This is a genomic window from Alkalihalobacillus pseudalcaliphilus (genome assembly GCF_028610675.1).
GTDB classification, from domain to species: Bacteria; Bacillota; Bacilli; order Bacillales; family Bacillaceae_D; genus Alkalihalobacillus; species Alkalihalobacillus pseudalcaliphilus.
The window spans coordinates 222833-239930 of record NZ_JAQQWS010000004.1 but is presented as its reverse complement, the minus strand read 5'-3'; the positions used below and the strand labels follow the sequence as shown (position 1 = coordinate 239930).

The window sequence follows — 17098 nt, the reverse complement described above, 5'->3', positions numbered from 1 at the left end:
AGATTTAGATAACTTTCATATAAAAAGCCAATAACCAACAGCAAAAGAAAAAACAGAGCCAACAATTGATAAAAACAAATAAACAGCCATGAAGCGGTATCTCCGTTCTTTTAAAAACAAAAATGCCTCAACAGAAAAAGTCGAAAATGTCGTAAAGGACCCAAAAAAGCCAGTCGCTATCAACAATTGAGTAGAACTCGACACTTCATGAAAAAAGATAAATGTAGCAAAAACGCCTAACCCAAACGAGCCCAGCATATTAACGATAACCATCGCCAACGGCCAAATACGTTCCGTAAATTTAGCCTTAAACCACTCCCCTAACACATATCTTAAAGGAGCACCGACCAATGCACCAACAGAAAGAAAAAACATATTCATCGTCTACCGACCTGCCTTTCTGCCTTCCGGTTTGACCGTAGCATCTTCTTGGCAATCAAATATCCTGTAGCTGCTAAGGCTATTCCTAGTCCTACCGAAGTCACGACATATGTAACCAAAATCAACATCTGTCCGTTCATTAGAAGTCTCCACGCATCCTCAGAAAAGGCTGACATCGTTGTAAACCCTCCACATAAACCTACCCCTAATCCAACCTTTAACCACTCTTTAATCAAAATTTGGGAAGCAGCACCAGTTAATAATCCTAAAAGGAGACTACCCAACAAATTAACTAGCAATGTGCTGAGAGGAAACCAGTCCATATTAAACCAGATATACATAGCATACCGTAACCACGTTCCAACCATTCCGCCAATCGCAACGGCTATGATATTTTTAATGTTCACGCTTCTGCCCCCACTATGTGTCATGTTAGCAATTTCTATGTACTTCATGTTAACCAGCCTTTTTCTTCTCCAAATAAAAAGAATCATCTTCCCTCTCTGAAAAGTGATTCTTATGCTTGCACTTATATAGTTGCTCTTTCTTTGTCTTTGTTTTACGTGTTCTTAAATCAAGTTGAACAAAAGGGCTCCGCCCATTCAAAGGGTTTCTCTTACCTTCACGTATTTGTTTTTCTCGTTTTTTTTTGGCTGATGATTTTGCCATCTGCTCCACCTACTTTCTTCCATTATTATCTCGAACATTCTAAAAAAATTCAAGTCTATCCATTTTCTTCTCCGACCTCTATACTAGTAATGATCATAAAGGAGGTCATAACATGTTCCGTCAAGCTATTAAAAGTGATTTACCGATTATAAAAGAATGGATTTACGAACGAGCTGTTGATTTAAAAAAGAAGGAGCTATCCCAATGGGCCTTTTATTTAAATAAAGAAAACACAGCGATTCTTAATCATGATTTTGAACAAGGACATTTATATGTTTTTTTAGATCAACAGCAGGAATTACAAGGAGCTCTCGTACTAATGGAGGGGGATCAGTGGGACTTTGATTTATGGCCCGACCATACTGATGTAGACGCTTATTATCTTCATCGTGTCATCGTACCTATTACTAAAAAAGGGCAACATATCGGTTCCCAACTAGTTACTTATGCCAAAGAACAAGCCCAAGCAACCAATAAAATTTTACGTTTGGATTGTGCACGATTCAGTCCATTTTTACGCCCTTTTTACGAAAAGCATGGATTTCATTTAGCAAAAATATTAGAAGAATTTTACTTATTTGAGTGGAAACCTGTGAAGTGAGTTAGTCCCGCTTTGACTTTAACGTTGTTTTAAATCTTTATTTTTCACACAAAAAGCCTTATATTAGCTGACTATTCTATTAATTAAGTCAAAACTGGATATTGACAATCTTTCCTTACTTCGTTAAAGTAAATACAAATTTGAAAAGTGGGGATTAGGTACGTAAGCATTTTTAGTTTACGTTTAAAAGGGAATTCGGTGAAAAACCGAAGCGGTCCCGCCACTGTAATGGAAGAGCTTTTCTTGTAATCACTGGTTATGAACTGGGAAGAGAGAAAAAGCAAAGACGCCATAGCCAGGAGACCTGCCTAGTCTAACAACACTGCTCAACCTACGGGAGATAGGGAGGTGTTAAAAATATCAACAGTATGACAGGATATTTTTACCCACTATTATTGGTAAAAATATCCTTTTTTATTATTTTAAAATGAATCTGGAGGTATTTGAATGGGAGATATACGCACAAGTAATCTTGGTTATCCAAGAATCGGAGAGAAACGTGAATGGAAGAAAGCGTTGGAAGCATTTTGGTCAAAAAAAATAGACGAACCACAACTGCTTGCCAACTTAAAGGAACAACGACTAATTGGCCTCAAAAAACAAAAAGAAGCAGGCATTGACTATATACCGGTTGGTGATTTCACTTTTTACGACCATGTTCTCGATCATGCTGTCATGTTTGGTCTAATCCCAAAACGTTTCCAGGAAAGCTATCAAAACCATACATTAACTGGCTATTTTGATATCGCTCGTGGGAATGATGCTGCTCCAGCTAGTGAAATGACAAAATGGTTTAATACGAATTATCACTATATCGTTCCTGAATGGGAAGGACAAACGCCGAAATTACAATACAACAAACCACTCGAAGCCTATCAAGAAGCTCAGAATGAATTAGGGATCACAGGTAAGCCTGTATTAATTGGTCCTTTTACATTCCTTAAACTTTCAAAAGGTTATGAGCAAACTGATTTTTCTAAACACCTTGAATCCTTATTACCGCTCTATGTAGAGGTTTTACAACAACTTGAACAGGCTGGTTGTGAGTGGGTTCAAATCGATGAACCTTCCCTCGTTACAAGTATTAGTGAACAAGAAATAGATTTAGTTTCATCTACGTATCATTACTTAAATGAACGAACATCCATCAATGTCATGGTACAAACATACTTTGATGCTGTCAGTCATTATGAAAAGGTCATTCAACTTCCTGTAGCAGGAATTGGGCTTGATTTTGTTCACGGTAAGGACGAAAACCTATCCTCCCTCCAAAAGCACGGCTTCCCATCCAATAAAGTGTTGGGTGCTGGAATTATTGATGGTAGAAATATTTGGAGAGCGAACTTATCCGTGGTAGAAAGCAGCTTTTCAGAAATCCTTTCTGTTTCTCCTACCGCGAATATTTGGCTCCAGCCTTCTTCAAGCCTCTTACATGTTCCGGTAACAAAAAAAGCTGAACATAATCTTGATGAGCTTGTACAAATTGCATTAGCTTTTGCTGATGAGAAGCTTCAAGAGTTAGTGAACCTTCGTGACTTTTTTACCGGAAATGAAACGATCAAAAGTAGCCAACAAGCTGAAAATGACCAAATCTCAACAATTATCCAAAATTCAACCTGGCGTAAACAAGATGAACAAGTTACACATACTTATTACCAAGAAAGACAAACGGCCTTTTCTGTCAGACAGCAACTTCAAGCCAAAAAGTTTCAATTACCACCTTTACCAACAACCACGATCGGTAGCTTCCCACAAACGAAAGAAGTCCGACGAAACCGAAACTTATGGCGTAAAGGCGAACTAACGAACGAAGCTTATGAAACCTTTGTCAATGAACAGATTGAAAAATGGGTACACATCCAAGAAGATCTTGGGATTGATGTACTTGTTCACGGTGAATTTGAACGTAATGACATGGTTGAATATTTCGGTGAAAAACTAGCTGGCTTTGTTTTCACTAAAGGCGGTTGGGTACAATCCTATGGCTCAAGATGTGTGAAGCCGCCCGTTATTTTTGGCGATGTAAAGTTTGTAGGAGAAATGACTGTAAAAGAAACCAAATATGCTCAATCTTTGACGGCAAAGCCTGTAAAAGGAATGCTTACTGGACCTGTTACCATACTAAATTGGTCATTTGTTCGTGATGATATCCCTCGTAAAGACGTAGCCTTACAAATTGCGGAAGCTCTCATACATGAAGTACAGGCATTAGAAGCGGCAGGTATTGAAATGATTCAAGTCGATGAGCCAGCCATTCGCGAAGGGCTCCCTCTCAAAGAGAAAGATTGGGATACGTATTTAAACTGGGCGGTTGAGGCGTTCAGAATTAGTACTGCTCAAGTAAAAGAGACTACACAAATCCATACACATATGTGCTATAGTGATTTCCGCACAATTATCAATTCTATCTCTGCATTAGATGCAGATGTCATTTCTATTGAAACATCGAGAAGTGCAGGTGACATTATTTCTACATTTGAAACAAAAGCCTATGATAAAGGCATTGGCCTTGGTGTCTATGATATCCATAGCCCGCGTGTCCCAAGTGTTGAAGAAATGGAAAAAGTAATTAATCGCGCCTTAGAAGTGTTACCAAAAGAATTATTCTGGGTCAATCCTGATTGCGGCTTAAAAACCCGTGGAGAAGAAGAAACAGTAGCGGCACTTAAGCATATGGTTCAAGCAGCAGAGCATGCAAGAGAAACCATTGGCTCTAGCCAGAAAGTATAATTAAAATGACCAAAACTCGCTAAGCTCCTTTATGCTTGGCGAGTTTTTTAATGTATGTTGACACGTATATATATGTGTTTTGATTTGCTCCGCATTGGTGACTCTTTTTTCTGCTTCATTGCTGCGTAATTCATATTGCCGCCGTATTTATGGATATTTTCTCCATTCCAATCCTTCATATTTCTTCAATCAAGCCACTTATCGATTCAAACTCTTTCTATTCTTCACAAATTAACCGACATACACGAGTATCTTCATCGAGAAAAAATGATCATAAAAAAACCTTGAGCTTTATAAGCCCAAGGTTTTTGCATTATGCAGGATATACGCTTACTTGCTTACGGTCACGACCAACGCGCTCGTACTTAACAACGCCGTCAACTTTAGCAAATAAAGTATCGTCCCCACCTTTTCCTACGTTCGTTCCAGGATATACGCGAGTACCACGTTGACGAACTAAGATTGATCCGCCTGATACAAGCTGACCATCTGCACGCTTAGCACCTAAGCGCTTTGAGCGTGAGTCACGTCCGTTTTTAGTACTACCTACTCCTTTTTTCGAAGCGAAAAACTGAAGGTCCATTCTTAACATCATATCCACCTCCTCATTTTTTCCTTGCTATAACGGTTATATGTTCATGATACTCATCGGCAATCGATTGTAAAGAAGCAATCATTCCTTCAAGAAGAAGCTGCACCTTCTCTAAAGTCACTTCCTCCAAATTACTTGGAATCGAACAAGAGAGGAATCCACCATCATCTTTCATCTCGACATTTAATTCAACATCAAGTAATGAATAAATTGCATTTACAGCCCCGAGCGAAACAGCTGAGGCTCCTGCACAGACAAGGTCATAACCATACGGACCACTTTCAGCATGACCACTCATCGTAAATGAATCAATCTGCTGGTTAATATTACGAATCACTTCTACCGTAATCATGTCAATTATGCGTTAATTTTATCAATAACGACTTTTGTATAAGGTTGACGATGACCTTGCTTACGACGGTAGTTTTTCTTAGCTTTCATTTTCCAAACGATGATTTTCTTTTGACGACCATGCTTTTCAACCTTAGCCGTTACAGATGCACCTTCTACTAAAGGAGCTCCTACTTTTACATCACCGCCACCGATCATTAGAACTTTATCGAAGCTAACTGTTTCACCAGCTTCTACGTCTAACTTCTCAACGAAGATCTCTTGACCTTCCTCAACACGGATTTGCTTACCACCAGTTTCAATAATTGCGTACATTTCTGCACCTCCTCATATACTCAGACTCGCCATCATTAGGTAGAAATCATCAAGATTTCTTTTAAAAACCTAGTCCGTGCGGTTGTAGTCGTTTGGGTGCGACCAAATAACTAACATTTGCTATCTTACCACATAGGATTAGAGGCTGTCAATGCTTGAAACAAGTAGGATCCATCATTTTTTTCGATGAATATGAACAAACCTAGTGCGAGATTTTCCTACTTCTTTTCAGCAACGTTTCATCACCCTACTTCCCCTTTATTTTCCATTAAATGAACGTAGCATCCAAGCGTGCTTTTCAAGTGTTGCTTTTAATGAAATAAACATATCCGCGGTTGGTTCATCATGTGCTTTTTCGGCTAAATCAATGATTTCGTCGAATTCTACAACCATTCTCTCAAAGTCGCCCTCGATATTAGCAACCATATTAAATGCACCTTCATTTTTTTCTGCTTCTTTAACAGAAGAAATGTCTAAATACTCTTTCATAGTAGCAACCGGCTTACCTTTTATCGCTAAAATCCGCTCTGCTAATTCATCAATTTGCGTGCCAGCTAGTCCATATAATTCCTCAAATTTATCATGTAAGGTAAAGAATTGATCGCCTTTAACATACCAATGGTAATTATGAAGCTTCGTAAATAAAACGGACCAGTTTGCCAACTGCTTATTCATTTTTTCAATTAATTGGTCGTATTTCATTTCAAACATCTCCTTTTAATCGTGATTGATTTAATTATAACCTTAATTATAATTATTATCAATAAAAAATTAATATAAAATAGTATTTATTGTTAATAAGGATGTTTCAAGTCAAACTTGAGAATCTACTTAGCCCTTAGCTTAGTGCATTTTATTTAATTGGATTCTTCTCTTAAACTGAAGGGAACTTCATTATTTGCTAACTCTGGAATGCGTTGTTCTACTTGCCGCTACCAAAATTGGTTCAAATTTTCATTTGCTTCGCTTTGACTGCTCTTTTTCCTGCTTCATTGCTGCGTATTTTGATTTACTCCGCATTGACCACTTTTTTTCTTCTCCATTGCTACGTATTTTGATTACTCCGCATGACTGCTCTTTTTTGCAAAACAAAAAGACTGCACCACTATCAGTATGCACAGTCTTTCATTCTCTTTATTCCATTCCTCTTTCTTAACAGGAACGGTATTATTTCAACTGCTCCAAGCGTAACACCGCTTCCTCAAGCGATCCAGCATATCGAATTGAAAAGGCTTCTTCCTTTAAGGCCTTATTTGGATAAATAAGAATCCGAAACCCTAAAGCTGCTTCCAAACGCTTTAAATGCTCACCTTTCTCGCCCACTAACACCGCCTGCACCTTTGAAGGAATTTCAATGACAACCGCCTCCTGATCACCACCCTTATACTCCCATAGTTGGCGCTCAATTTTAAAGGCTTGCGCTTCATCAGATAGAACGACACCCTTACCATGGCAAGTCGGACAAACCTTTGAAAGACTAGTTTGCAAGTTATTTCTCACACGTTTACGCGTTAGCTCGATTAACCCAAGCCCCGTCATACCAACCACATTTGTTCGCGTACGGTCACCTGTTAACGCCTTTTTAAATGCTTTTAAAACAAGCTCTCGATTTTCCTCATTTTTCATATCAATGAAATCAATCACGATAATTCCTGCTATATCTCTTAACCTAAGCTGCTTGGCAATTTCTTTCGTAGCCTCAAGGTTGGCTTTAACAATTGTGTCTTCCAAATTACTTTTCCCAGTAAATTTTCCAGTGTTTACATCAATAACCGTTAAGGCCTCTGTTTGGTCAATCATTAAATAACTGCCATTATTTAACCAAACCTGTCTCTTTAATGCTTTTTCTAATTCCTTTTCAATGCCAAAGGCACTAAATATATTTTCCCTATCACGGTATAAACGTAAAGCTTGGTCTAGCTTTGGATAGGCTTTATACAAACGCTTCAGCTGTTGATAATCTGGTAAATGATCGATCCAAATCTCACCAATTGATTCATGAGCAAAATCTCGGACAATCCTCTCAAAAAGACCTGAGTCTTGATGAATTAAGCTTGGTGGCTTTCCATTTTCGATACGTTGACAAAGCTCTCTCCAAAAAGCACGTAAATATTGCAGCTCTTGCCTAATATCCTCTTTAGAGAGGCCTTCGGAAACGGTACGTATAATCATACCTTCTTGACCGGTCAAAAGCTCCCCACCAATTTTCTTGAGCCGTTCTCGTTCTTCCTCCTTAGAGAAACGTCTAGATACACCGACATAACCACCTTCAGGTAAGTACACGAGAAATCGACCAGGTAAAGAAATTAAACTCGTTAATCGAGGTCCCTTTGTACCCACGCCTTCCTTCGTTACCTGAACAATCACTACCTCACCTTGTGTGACAAATTCGGAAATATTTCGCTTTTTCTTCGTATCATCATCTTCTTCTAGTAAATGAAATGACATTAAGTCGTCACGATAAATAAAGCCGTTTTTCTCACTACCTATATCTACAAATGCAGCCTGCATGCCGGGTAAAACATTCACGACTTTCCCTACAAAAATATTACCAACTATTCTTTTTTCTACAGGTCGTTCAATGAGAAATTCAACCACTTCATCATGTTCAACGATAGCTGCTCGTCTTTCCTTCGTATTCATATTGAAATAAATATCTCTCACGGCAGAAGCCCCTTTTATTTAACTATTTCACTTGTACGATTATCCCTATCAAATGGAACATGACGCCTCACCCAGTCATACATCCTTATTCGTCCACCATAATGTAGAAAATAATCAAGAAGTTCCTCTTCTGAAATCACCATTGTCCCCCGTCTTGAATCTACATATGTAATCCGGTGTGTTACATTTCTCTCAAATAGATGTACAACTTCTTTTACTGTTATTGTACCATCAATGGATAGGCTTTTGATAGATCGATGATTCCGCATCTCCATCCTCCCCATTAAAAAACGCATGAACCGAAAATGACGCTGTTTCCAATCTAGATAATGAGAAATCAGTAAAAAACTGATCACAACCCAAATATTCAAATGAAAAGGGAATAGAAAAATAACGACCGTCATTCCAATTAACAAAAAGAAGAAAGAGAGCCTTAATGAGAGGAGCATCGCTTGTTTATAAGGATTATTAAACAAAAGGAAAAGCTGCAATAACCTTCCACCGTCCAAAGGTAATATCGGCAACAAGTTAAACAAAAGAATAATTAAATTATGTGTCACAAATAGTTCGTGAGCTTGCATAGACCAAATAGTTGAACCCGCTAGTAAAAAAGATAAACCGATCATCCAGATATGCTGAATAGGACCGGCAATCACAATGAAAAATTCTTGATAAAAAGGTTGATTCCCATTGTTTTCAACCTCTGCTACACCACCAAATGGAAGAAGCTCGATTTTATTCAATTTCCATTTAAAAAAAGTGGCGGTTAACGCATGACCTAGTTCATGGACCATCACAATGGAGAAAACCATAATCACTTCACGAAAATAACCAGTCATCATACCAATTCCTAAAATAAACCAAAAGAGCGGATGAACTTTTACCTTTCTTACAAAAGCAAACCAACTCCAATTAGTCGAATGAAATGACATCACTTGGGTCAATGTAATAATCCCCTTTTTGGATAGCGAAGTAGAATTGGCCTTTTTCATCCACTGTTTTTGAAACCATTCCGATTGGGTGACCTACTTGAATATGGTCATACACATTGACTTCTATAGAATCGAGCATGCCATAAATCGTTTTAGTTTGATCATAATGCTGAACGATAACACGCTTGCCATACTGCTCATCCTCTCCTACAGACTCAACAAAACCACCTTTTACAGCCTTGACCTCTGCTTCTAAACCTGTCTCAACTAAAACACCGTGTCCATTCTCTGAAAAGTCTTCCGCAATGACACCACCTGATGCCGGAATCGCATAATCTAACCCTTCTAATGAAAGCTCCCCCTCATCAGGTTCATTCTCCTTTGTCGGTAATAGGGCAAGCGGTCTTCCGAATTGATTCTCGTACCAATTCGCAATCGAGGCAAACTGAAGTTCTTCTTCATAAGCATACGTCACCCATGGCTTTGCCTTATCTAAAGCTTGAAAAGAACCATGATACGTAATCGCTACAAGTAGGAAAAGACAGGCAGAAATCATAATTCTTAATAATAAGAAACTCTTATCATGGATAACACCATCTTGTTTTGGCTTATTCTCTTTCGAGTAAAGTGGGGCATTGTAGAAATCCTTATCATGCACTCGTTGTTCATGGGTCATTCTTTTTGCCTCGGTTTTACTCTTCCTTAAATCCCTTTCTCTTCGTTTATGTGCGGCATTCTTTTTTAAATCGTGTAATCTATTGGACATTGGCCTCCCCCTTACGCCATAAAATCATCATTCGTTTGTATAATCTATGACTTGTCCTGTTTACTTATGACATAATAGAGGAACACAGTGAAGGGAAAGGAGTTTTTTTATGATTGGCATATTACTCGCGGGCGGTGCATCCAGAAGATACGGTTCACCTAAAGCCTTCGCACAATTAGATGGGCAGTTTTTTTATACATATAGCTTAAAAGCACTCTCACCTCTTACATACAAGCAAGTGATCATTAGCCAGTCGACATTTATTTCTAGATTCCAAAAAGACGGGCATACTAATATCATCCAAGATCATGAAGCATACGTCGGTAAAGGACCACTTGCAGGTATTTATACAGCGATGGAAAAGGAGAAAAGTGCTGATACATGGTTTCTTGTCGCTCCTTGTGACACCCCTTATTTAAAGAGCGAGGTATACGAGATCTTATTAGAATATATCAGTGAGGATTACGATGTGATTATTCCTGTTGTCGCGGAACGGCAGCAGCCTTTAATTGGGCTTTACCACTCCAGAATTTCTGGAACGCTCAAACGCTTATTAGACGATGATATTCTCAAGGTAGGTGCTTTGTTGCAACGCACACGGGTTAAGTATGTAAAGGATGAACGGCTGCAAACATTTTCAACAAGCTTTACGAATATTAACTATGTCAGCGATCGCATAGATTCTTAATTGGTAAGGAGAAAGAGGGACATACAAAATGATTTTAGCCATAATTCTACTATTTATTGCTTCTGCTTATTTTTCATCAAGTGAAACCGCTCTGACAGCAACGAATAAAATGAAACTTCAATTAAAGGCAGCAGCTGGAGACACAAAAGCAGAGCGTTTGTTAAAGTTAGCAAGTAATACTCGCGAATTCATTCCAGGTATTTTAATTGCCAATAATGTTCCTAATATTATCTTGCCATCCTTAGTAACGATCGTGGCATTAGAATATACTTGGCATGTTGGACTTGCAACCGGTATTTTAACTGTGTTAATCATCATTTTTGCAGAGGTTTTACCGAAATCTGTCGCAGCTGCTTTCCCAGAACGCTTTTCTTATATGGTCTATTACCCAACAAAAGGGATTTTATTTCTTTTAAAGCCCTTTACATTTTTGCTTAATGTTTTAACCGATTTTGTTATTAAGTTACTTAAACAAGATGGTGATCAAAAAAGTATTTCTAAAGAAGAAATGCGGGCTATGGTGGATATTGGATACACAGAGGGTACATTCAAAAATGATGAAGTATTTGGACTTAAAGCCATGTTAGACTTTCAGCATTTAACGGTTTCAGACGTGTTAAAAACACCAAGAGTAGATGTGTACGGTATGCCTGAGGATATTAGCTTCGAGGATGCCAAACACTTTTTATCACATAATAGCTATACTCGCTATCCGGTTTACCGCGAGCATCTTGACCATATTACGGGTGTCTTTCATGCAAAGACCTTTTTACAATGGTCCAACGAACCGGAGAAAGCGATTACTGAATTTGTGCATACTCCTTTATATGTATATCAATTTCAATCAGCAAGAGATGTTTTTCGATTAATGCTTAAGGAACATACGCACCTTGCCATCGTTCTTGATGAACATGGTGGTACAGAAGGAATTATTTCTCATGAAGATTTAATTGAGACAATGATCGGACAAGATATTAATGACGAGAGTGACAAACAGCCGCCTTTAGTATTTGAACAAACCGAACAGGTCATCGTTTGTGATAGCAAAATCACCCTGCATCAGTTGAATTTAATTTTTAAAACCGATATTCCAGAAGACCACGATAACTTAGCAAACTTTATGCTCCAACATTTTGGCTATCTTCCCAAGAAAGGGGAATTCTTTATTGACGAAGCCTTACGATTTGAAGTCACTGAGGCAGATCGACGTAAGATTTCCAAAGTGAAGATTGAAAAACTGCAAGTTACGCCTTCTGAATAACAGGCAGTTCCGTTAAAGAGGGTTCAATAAGAAGAGCAGATGATAGTGAGATTGGTGCCTGTTTGGTAACAGGTGTTAGTCCACGTAGAATCATCGGCATTTTTGTATGAAAGTTAGTGCTGGTACTCATGTGCCGAGTTTTGCTCGCCGCTACCGAAAATCATGCTGCGCGTCCTATGGGGTGGCGCCGAACTAACTAGCTTCGCTAGTGGATTTCGGCTCTGCCACTACGTCCCATGGGAGTCTCCGCATGTTTTCGTCCGCTGGGTTACCACTAATTCTTAAGTTCAAAAAAAAACAATCCAACACTATTCTTTTAAAATGAAAAAGAAAAAAGGCATAGTGAACGAAAAGCCACCAGTTAAAGAGTCAAACACTACCTTTACTCTCTATGTTGTTACTTCTCGGCTTTTCCTACAACACTTGGCACCAATTAAATGAAGTTCCACCAGTCAAAAAGCCAGACACTACTTTCATCCTTGTTGGTGGTGAATGAATCAGGATTGGCCATGAGCGTTTTACATGGATAAGTAACACCCGACATTCTTTTTAAAAGCTTAACGATAAAATGTCATATGTGTTTTCTCTTGCTTATAATAGTTCATTCGATCCTCAAGTGTCCCTGTATGAAACTCGAACATATGGCCGTCTAAATCTGTAAAATATATCGACTTTTTATCACGTACATCCCTTTCTCTCCCTTGTAAGATATTCACTTTTAAATCGACTAATTGCTCGTAAATATCATTAAATTCCTCTTCAGCTATAGAAAAAGCCAAATGTGTATAAGAAAGCGTGATTTCTTCTCTTGGAATCTCCTTTTCTTCATTTAAAGCAAGCCACATTCCATTTAAGTCAAAATAAGCCGTTGAATTCCCCTTCACAAGCAGCTCCGCACCAAAAACCTGTTGATAAAACTCAATCGAAGCATCCAAATCCGAAACAGAAAACAATAAATGATTCAAGCCTTGTATACGCAAATCATCACCCCACTTAAAAATATGAATCTACTTTGTACTCAGTTTAACAGAATTTACATATCATCGTTTAGTAGCAAAGGTTAACTACCCATGAGAAATGGTCATCATCCAGTAAAATTCCATTAAAAAACACCACCCAACAAGTAACATGGTTACCCGCAAGGTGGTGTCTATTTTGACCTCTTATAAATAAATATCCATTTGATTCTCGCCATCTTGAAGCATGTCAGCTAGTACTGATTTTTCAAGCTTCCAGCCACCTTCACGATAACGATTCGTTAACACCGAAGCCTCAAGTGTTTGCCCATTTAAGGTCACACGCTTTTTATCTTGATTCAAATGATAACGGAAAGAAACTGGCTTCCCATCGACTTGATAATCAAAAATCATCCCATCTAAATCAATAGGAATCATTGGATCGATCACAACATGATGAGCCTCATGTCTGATACCTAAGCAATTTGAGATTAACTGATTCATATAGATTCCAGGACCACTCGAATAAATTCTCCAGCCGCCCTTAACCTTCACAGAGCCATCTCTTAGCTTACCAAAGTTCTCTTGTGCCTCATAACGATCCATAAATTGACCATCCGAGCTACTGAAGTACGCATTACTTTGTCTACGCTCGGCATTAGGTACGACATCTTGGATGTTAATTGGATTAATCGTCTGTAAACCTTTCCACACTTCATCCACTTTACCGATTTTTGCCATAGCTTCAACAAAGCGAATATGAGCATGTACATATTGTAAACCTATTTCTCTACCAAAATTAGATGCTTGCTCTGCTCTTTGGAAGTTTGTACTGACACCGCCTTTATATTCGGCAGGACGATTCATTAAACGAACACCATCTGTACAAGCTAATTTCTCTTTAATGACTTGATAATGTGCTTCTGCTTGTTCTGGCGTTAATAGTTCGGCAATCATAGAACGAGTCATCGGTAATAGTCGATAATTGATACCTGTTTTCGTATCTGTCGGATGAAGCATTAATTCCGCTTGACCTTGTTCTTCAAAATAAACAAAACCTGGAATCACATCATTGGAGAGCATATATTGGTTATAATCCTTCTCAATACCAGCTACGATTTCCGCAAGCTCTTTAGCTACCTCTGAGTGCTCATTTTCTAAGACTGTTGAGAAGTTACGTAAAACTTGATACGTTAACGCCACTGTCCAACTACTTACCATAAACTCACGAAGCTGTGTGTTCGCTGGCTGTAATGTATCATCCCAGTCACCATCACCATATGAAGAAAGACATGTATCATAGACAAAGTGCTCTTTGATATACGTTAATTGCTTTTGAATATGCTCTAAAATCGTATATGTTTCATCCGTTTTCTTAAAGTCAGAACGCTTCGTGAAAGGAACTTCTTCAGCCAGAATCGAATAATCACCCGTTGTCATTAAATAATCACTAACCACCTTTAATGGCCAAACGATAATATCACCATGACTTTCGCCTGCTTTAATATGGCTATATTGGTCAAACATAAACCATTGTGGCCAGTTACCATCATTATCATATTGGTGTGTATAAACGGTTTTAATAATTTCTTTCACAGAATGATAGTTTTGTGTTGCCATGAAGTATTCTGTTGGTCCTTGACAGACATCACGTGTCCCCCATGCTGCACCACCATACTGCTCAAGACCATGTGGAACGGAGTAATGGACGAGCATATTATGCGTATACCACCAAGCTAGTGCGTTTACCTTTTGTAATTCTTCTGTTTGCTCATTTTCTTTCTTTAACGTAAAACCGTTCATAACTTGTTGGAAATAAGCACGATATGTTTCCTTTTCTTGCTCAAAAACATGTGTTTCATCCGTAACAAATTGTCCATCAATCGAACCTCTCACGGTTAAAGTCCAAGCATCTGCTGCTTCTAATTCCATGACAAACAGGGATGCACTGCCCTTTTGAACATTGGATACAAGTTTTGTTTCATCAGTTATACGATAATCCGTACCTTCTAGCTTCATTTGATAACGCAGATTCGGGTGAATAGAAGCACTATCAGCGTATTCAGTCGCTTTGAACGTAAGTACACCATTCTCTTCCGTCACATCATAGGGCTGATCATACTCATTCGTATTCATTGTCATTTGATTCGTCACTAAATATTTATACGATTTACCTGATTCAGTTTTTAACTCTAACTGAACTTTTGCTGAATCCACGGCCGTGAAGTTCGTAATAACAAAGGTTTCTGTAGCTGTTTTATAATACCAACGCACATAATTAAAGCCTATTTCAAAAAGAGAAGGCATTGTTAAAAGTTGATACGTACCATCAATTTGCACATAAATTCTTTGTCCAGATGTTTTACTTACATTTAAAGCATTACGTGCATTGGACATAAGCTTATGGAAATTCGTATTCCCTATTAGTAGCTGTGCATTAAATAAACCATACATATAAGAAGTCGTCGTCATGACTGAATCATTCAATTTATCATTATGACCACTCATTAAAATATGACCGTGTGGACGCTCTACTAGAAGCTCCTTCTCCTTTAAGACAATGTGCTCATGTGTATCTGTAAAAAATGACAACCATTCGCCACCTTCTGTTTCAAGTTGATGACGATTAGGATACATCGCCTCTAATTCAGCTTTCGAGAAAGAAATAGTTGCCAACGACTCACCAATCTCTGCTGATTTTGTTACCTTATCAACCTCTACTAATTGATTCGAAGTTTGTTGCATCACTTCATGATAAGCTGCTTCTACTTGGTCTGTATAATCAAGACTTTCAATAGCTGTTGTTAAATTCTCTTTAAATAAACCGTAAAAAGTGAATTGAACGTTATCCGTTAACTCAACTTTTTCTGTTTGTAGAGCACTATAGGCAAATTCATATTGATAAACTTCATTATTTAACGTTTCTTTACCTAATGCTTCAATTTCGTTCGTTTCCTTATAAGATAAGCCGTAAAATTGAAAGCCATCCGTTGAATAACCAATCGATTTTTGCATACCACCTTGTTGTAAGTATGGGTGTCCAGAAGATTGCCTTTGGTTTTGTCTTGAGCACAGTACATACCCTTTTCGTCCCTCTTCAAAAACTCGATGGTCGACATACTGTGATAGATAAGCTTCGTTATTTCGAACCGCACCGCGATCTGCTAAGCCAACATCTTGTCCATAAATGACATCGATTTTATGACCATTTCCTTTCAGTTGAATGTCCCAGAACCATATGTTTTGGTTCGATAGCAGGAATTTGACTTCAAAGTCGATCTCCTCAATTTGTCCAGACCAAACGACTTCTTGCTCACCGAACTTCACTTGGCTGTTTGAATGAATGCCAAGTAATGGGTAAGCGTCAATACCAGTGGCCTTATGTATACGTAGGAAGATATTGTTCATCGAACCATCGATTGGGTTCCCTAACCATTGATTAATCATGACATGTTGGTGACTAATTGAAAATAAATCACCACTGTTTAAAAATTGGAATTGTAAATTTCCTGCACTTACTTGATATTGTGACTGTGCTGTTTGCATATTGATAAACTCCTTTATTTTATATGAAAGTTAGTGCGAACATGGTGCGTTGCTCTTCGCTACCGAAAATCATGCTGCGCGTCCTATGGGGTGGCGCCGAACTAACTAGCTTCGCTAGTGGATATCGGCTCTGCCACTACGTCCCATGGGAGTCTCCGCATGACTCGCCCGCTGGGGTACTGCTAATTCTCAAGTTAAAATACAATCTAACACCATTCTTTTAAAATGAATAAGAACAAAACCAGATTGAACGAAAAGCCACCAATCAAAGAGCAAAGACATACTTTCATGTTTGTTGGTGGCGGAGGTGGTTTTGGCTCCGCCATGGGCGTTTTTATATCCACTCGCAACCCCGCGATTCAGTCTTTGCTCGGGGTTTCTCCTGTTTTTTCAGCTCGTAACCCCGCGATTCGGCTTTTGCTCGGGCTTTCTCTCCCTTTTTCCGCTCGCAACCCCGCGATTCCGCCTTTGCTCGGGCTTTCTCTCCCTTTTTCCGCTCGTAACCCCGTGATTCGGCTTTTGCTCGGGCTTTCTCCTGCTTTTTCAGCTCGTAACCCCGCGATTCGGCTTTTGCTCGGGCTTTCTCTCCCTTTTTCCGCTCGTAACCCCGCGATTCAGCGTTTGCTCGGGCTTTCTCTCCCTTTTT

The 17098-nt window shown here is 38.7% G+C and carries 17 protein-coding genes, 1 riboswitch and 1 other annotated feature; of the genes, 5 read left to right on the top strand and 12 right to left on the bottom strand.

What is annotated here, in order from left to right:
- Positions 1-15 precede the first annotated feature (15 nt).
- From crcB to PQ479_RS11170, 3 genes are read right to left on the bottom strand one after another with little or no spacing between them, the layout of a single operon-like run.
- Positions 16-381: a fluoride efflux transporter CrcB gene (gene crcB / locus PQ479_RS11180; protein ID WP_047990404.1), complete on the bottom strand. Its 366-nt coding sequence runs from the start codon at positions 379-381 to the stop codon at positions 16-18.
- The gene (locus tag PQ479_RS11175; RefSeq protein ID WP_053070519.1) at positions 378-788 is read right to left on the bottom strand and encodes a fluoride efflux transporter FluC; all 411 of its coding nucleotides are present in this window, start codon (positions 786-788) and stop codon (positions 378-380) included. Before PQ479_RS11175 ends, crcB begins: the two co-directional genes overlap by 4 nt.
- A gap of 49 nt (positions 789-837) precedes the next feature.
- Positions 838-1050 (bottom strand): hypothetical protein, encoded by a 213-nt coding sequence (locus tag PQ479_RS11170; RefSeq protein ID WP_047990403.1) that lies wholly within the window; start codon positions 1048-1050, stop codon positions 838-840.
- 112 nt (positions 1051-1162) lie between these two features.
- Here PQ479_RS11170 and PQ479_RS11165 point away from each other — a divergent pair, with 112 nt between their 5' ends.
- Positions 1163-1651 (top strand): GNAT family N-acetyltransferase, encoded by a 489-nt coding sequence (locus PQ479_RS11165; RefSeq protein ID WP_047990402.1) that lies wholly within the window; start codon positions 1163-1165, stop codon positions 1649-1651.
- 139 nt (positions 1652-1790) lie between these two features.
- A riboswitch (cobalamin riboswitch) is annotated at positions 1791-1977 on the top strand.
- Between the two features lie 121 nt (positions 1978-2098).
- Positions 2099-4381 carry a 5-methyltetrahydropteroyltriglutamate--homocysteine S-methyltransferase gene (gene metE / locus PQ479_RS11160; protein ID WP_047990401.1) on the top strand — a complete coding sequence of 761 codons (2283 nt, stop codon included), beginning with the start codon at positions 2099-2101 and terminating at the stop codon, positions 4379-4381.
- A 313-nt stretch (positions 4382-4694) separates the two neighbouring features.
- Here the strand turns inward: metE and rpmA are convergent, their stop codons facing one another.
- From rpmA to PQ479_RS11125, 7 genes are all read right to left on the bottom strand, one after another.
- Positions 4695-4973, bottom strand: a complete 279-nt coding sequence (gene rpmA, locus PQ479_RS11155) for a 50S ribosomal protein L27 (RefSeq protein ID WP_047990400.1) — start codon at positions 4971-4973, stop codon at positions 4695-4697.
- A gap of 13 nt (positions 4974-4986) precedes the next feature.
- Entirely contained in the window at positions 4987-5325 is a 339-nt protein-coding gene (locus PQ479_RS11150) for a ribosomal-processing cysteine protease Prp (RefSeq protein WP_047990399.1), read from the bottom strand.
- A gap of 5 nt (positions 5326-5330) precedes the next feature.
- Positions 5331-5639, bottom strand: a complete 309-nt coding sequence (rplU, locus tag PQ479_RS11145; RefSeq protein WP_047990398.1) for a 50S ribosomal protein L21 — start codon at positions 5637-5639, stop codon at positions 5331-5333.
- Between the two features lie 12 nt (positions 5640-5651).
- Positions 5652-5733, bottom strand: a sequence feature (ribosomal protein L21 leader region).
- Positions 5734-5897: 164 nt separating this feature from the next.
- Complete coding sequence (locus tag PQ479_RS11140) at positions 5898-6341, bottom strand: Dps family protein (RefSeq protein WP_047990397.1); 444 nt, start codon at positions 6339-6341, stop codon at positions 5898-5900.
- A 465-nt stretch (positions 6342-6806) separates the two neighbouring features.
- Positions 6807-8303 (bottom strand): Rne/Rng family ribonuclease, encoded by a 1497-nt coding sequence (locus PQ479_RS11135; protein WP_053070518.1) that lies wholly within the window; start codon positions 8301-8303, stop codon positions 6807-6809.
- Between the two features lie 14 nt (positions 8304-8317).
- Positions 8318-9238: a site-2 protease family protein gene (locus tag PQ479_RS11130; protein WP_273716999.1), complete on the bottom strand. Its 921-nt coding sequence runs from the start codon at positions 9236-9238 to the stop codon at positions 8318-8320.
- Positions 9216-10001 (bottom strand): M23 family metallopeptidase, encoded by a 786-nt coding sequence (locus PQ479_RS11125; protein WP_047990396.1) that lies wholly within the window; start codon positions 9999-10001, stop codon positions 9216-9218. Before PQ479_RS11125 ends, PQ479_RS11130 begins: the two co-directional genes overlap by 23 nt.
- A gap of 109 nt (positions 10002-10110) precedes the next feature.
- On the opposite strand from PQ479_RS11125, the gene PQ479_RS11120 reads away from it, so the two are divergent.
- Positions 10111-10689 carry a molybdenum cofactor guanylyltransferase gene (locus PQ479_RS11120; RefSeq protein ID WP_047990395.1) on the top strand — a complete coding sequence of 193 codons (579 nt, stop codon included), beginning with the start codon at positions 10111-10113 and terminating at the stop codon, positions 10687-10689.
- A 28-nt stretch (positions 10690-10717) separates the two neighbouring features.
- The gene (locus tag PQ479_RS11115; RefSeq protein WP_047990394.1) at positions 10718-11950 is read left to right on the top strand and encodes a hemolysin family protein; all 1233 of its coding nucleotides are present in this window, start codon (positions 10718-10720) and stop codon (positions 11948-11950) included.
- 557 nt (positions 11951-12507) lie between these two features.
- Here PQ479_RS11115 and fosB read toward each other — a convergent pair.
- Together fosB and PQ479_RS11105 are read right to left on the bottom strand one after the other, a co-directional pair.
- Complete coding sequence (fosB, locus tag PQ479_RS11110) at positions 12508-12930, bottom strand: metallothiol transferase FosB (protein WP_047990393.1); 423 nt, start codon at positions 12928-12930, stop codon at positions 12508-12510.
- A gap of 183 nt (positions 12931-13113) precedes the next feature.
- Entirely contained in the window at positions 13114-16452 is a 3339-nt protein-coding gene (locus tag PQ479_RS11105; protein ID WP_047990392.1) for a GH36-type glycosyl hydrolase domain-containing protein, read from the bottom strand.
- Between the two features lie 246 nt (positions 16453-16698).
- Here PQ479_RS11105 and PQ479_RS11100 point away from each other — a divergent pair.
- Positions 16699-17098, top strand: a 400-nt coding sequence (locus PQ479_RS11100; RefSeq protein ID WP_273716982.1) for a hypothetical protein, incomplete at its 3' end; no start/stop codon positions are given.

Coding starts and splice junctions, on each gene's coding strand:
- crcB (WP_047990404.1), bottom strand. CDS start 381: ATGAATATGTTTTTTCTTTCTGTTGGTGCATTGGTCGGTGCTCCTTTA.
- PQ479_RS11170 (WP_047990403.1), bottom strand. CDS start 1,050: ATGGCAAAATCATCAGCCAAAAAAAAACGAGAAAAACAAATACGTGAA.
- PQ479_RS11165 (WP_047990402.1), top strand. CDS start 1,163: ATGTTCCGTCAAGCTATTAAAAGTGATTTACCGATTATAAAAGAATGG.
- metE (WP_047990401.1), top strand. CDS start 2,099: ATGGGAGATATACGCACAAGTAATCTTGGTTATCCAAGAATCGGAGAG.
- rpmA (WP_047990400.1), bottom strand. CDS start 4,973: ATGTTAAGAATGGACCTTCAGTTTTTCGCTTCGAAAAAAGGAGTAGGT.
- PQ479_RS11150 (WP_047990399.1), bottom strand. CDS start 5,325: ATGATTACGGTAGAAGTGATTCGTAATATTAACCAGCAGATTGATTCA.
- rplU (WP_047990398.1), bottom strand. CDS start 5,639: ATGTACGCAATTATTGAAACTGGTGGTAAGCAAATCCGTGTTGAGGAA.
- PQ479_RS11140 (WP_047990397.1), bottom strand. CDS start 6,341: ATGAAATACGACCAATTAATTGAAAAAATGAATAAGCAGTTGGCAAAC.
- PQ479_RS11125 (WP_047990396.1), bottom strand. CDS start 10,001: ATGTCCAATAGATTACACGATTTAAAAAAGAATGCCGCACATAAACGA.
- PQ479_RS11120 (WP_047990395.1), top strand. CDS start 10,111: ATGATTGGCATATTACTCGCGGGCGGTGCATCCAGAAGATACGGTTCA.
- PQ479_RS11115 (WP_047990394.1), top strand. CDS start 10,718: ATGATTTTAGCCATAATTCTACTATTTATTGCTTCTGCTTATTTTTCA.
- PQ479_RS11105 (WP_047990392.1), bottom strand. CDS start 16,452: ATGCAAACAGCACAGTCACAATATCAAGTAAGTGCAGGAAATTTACAA.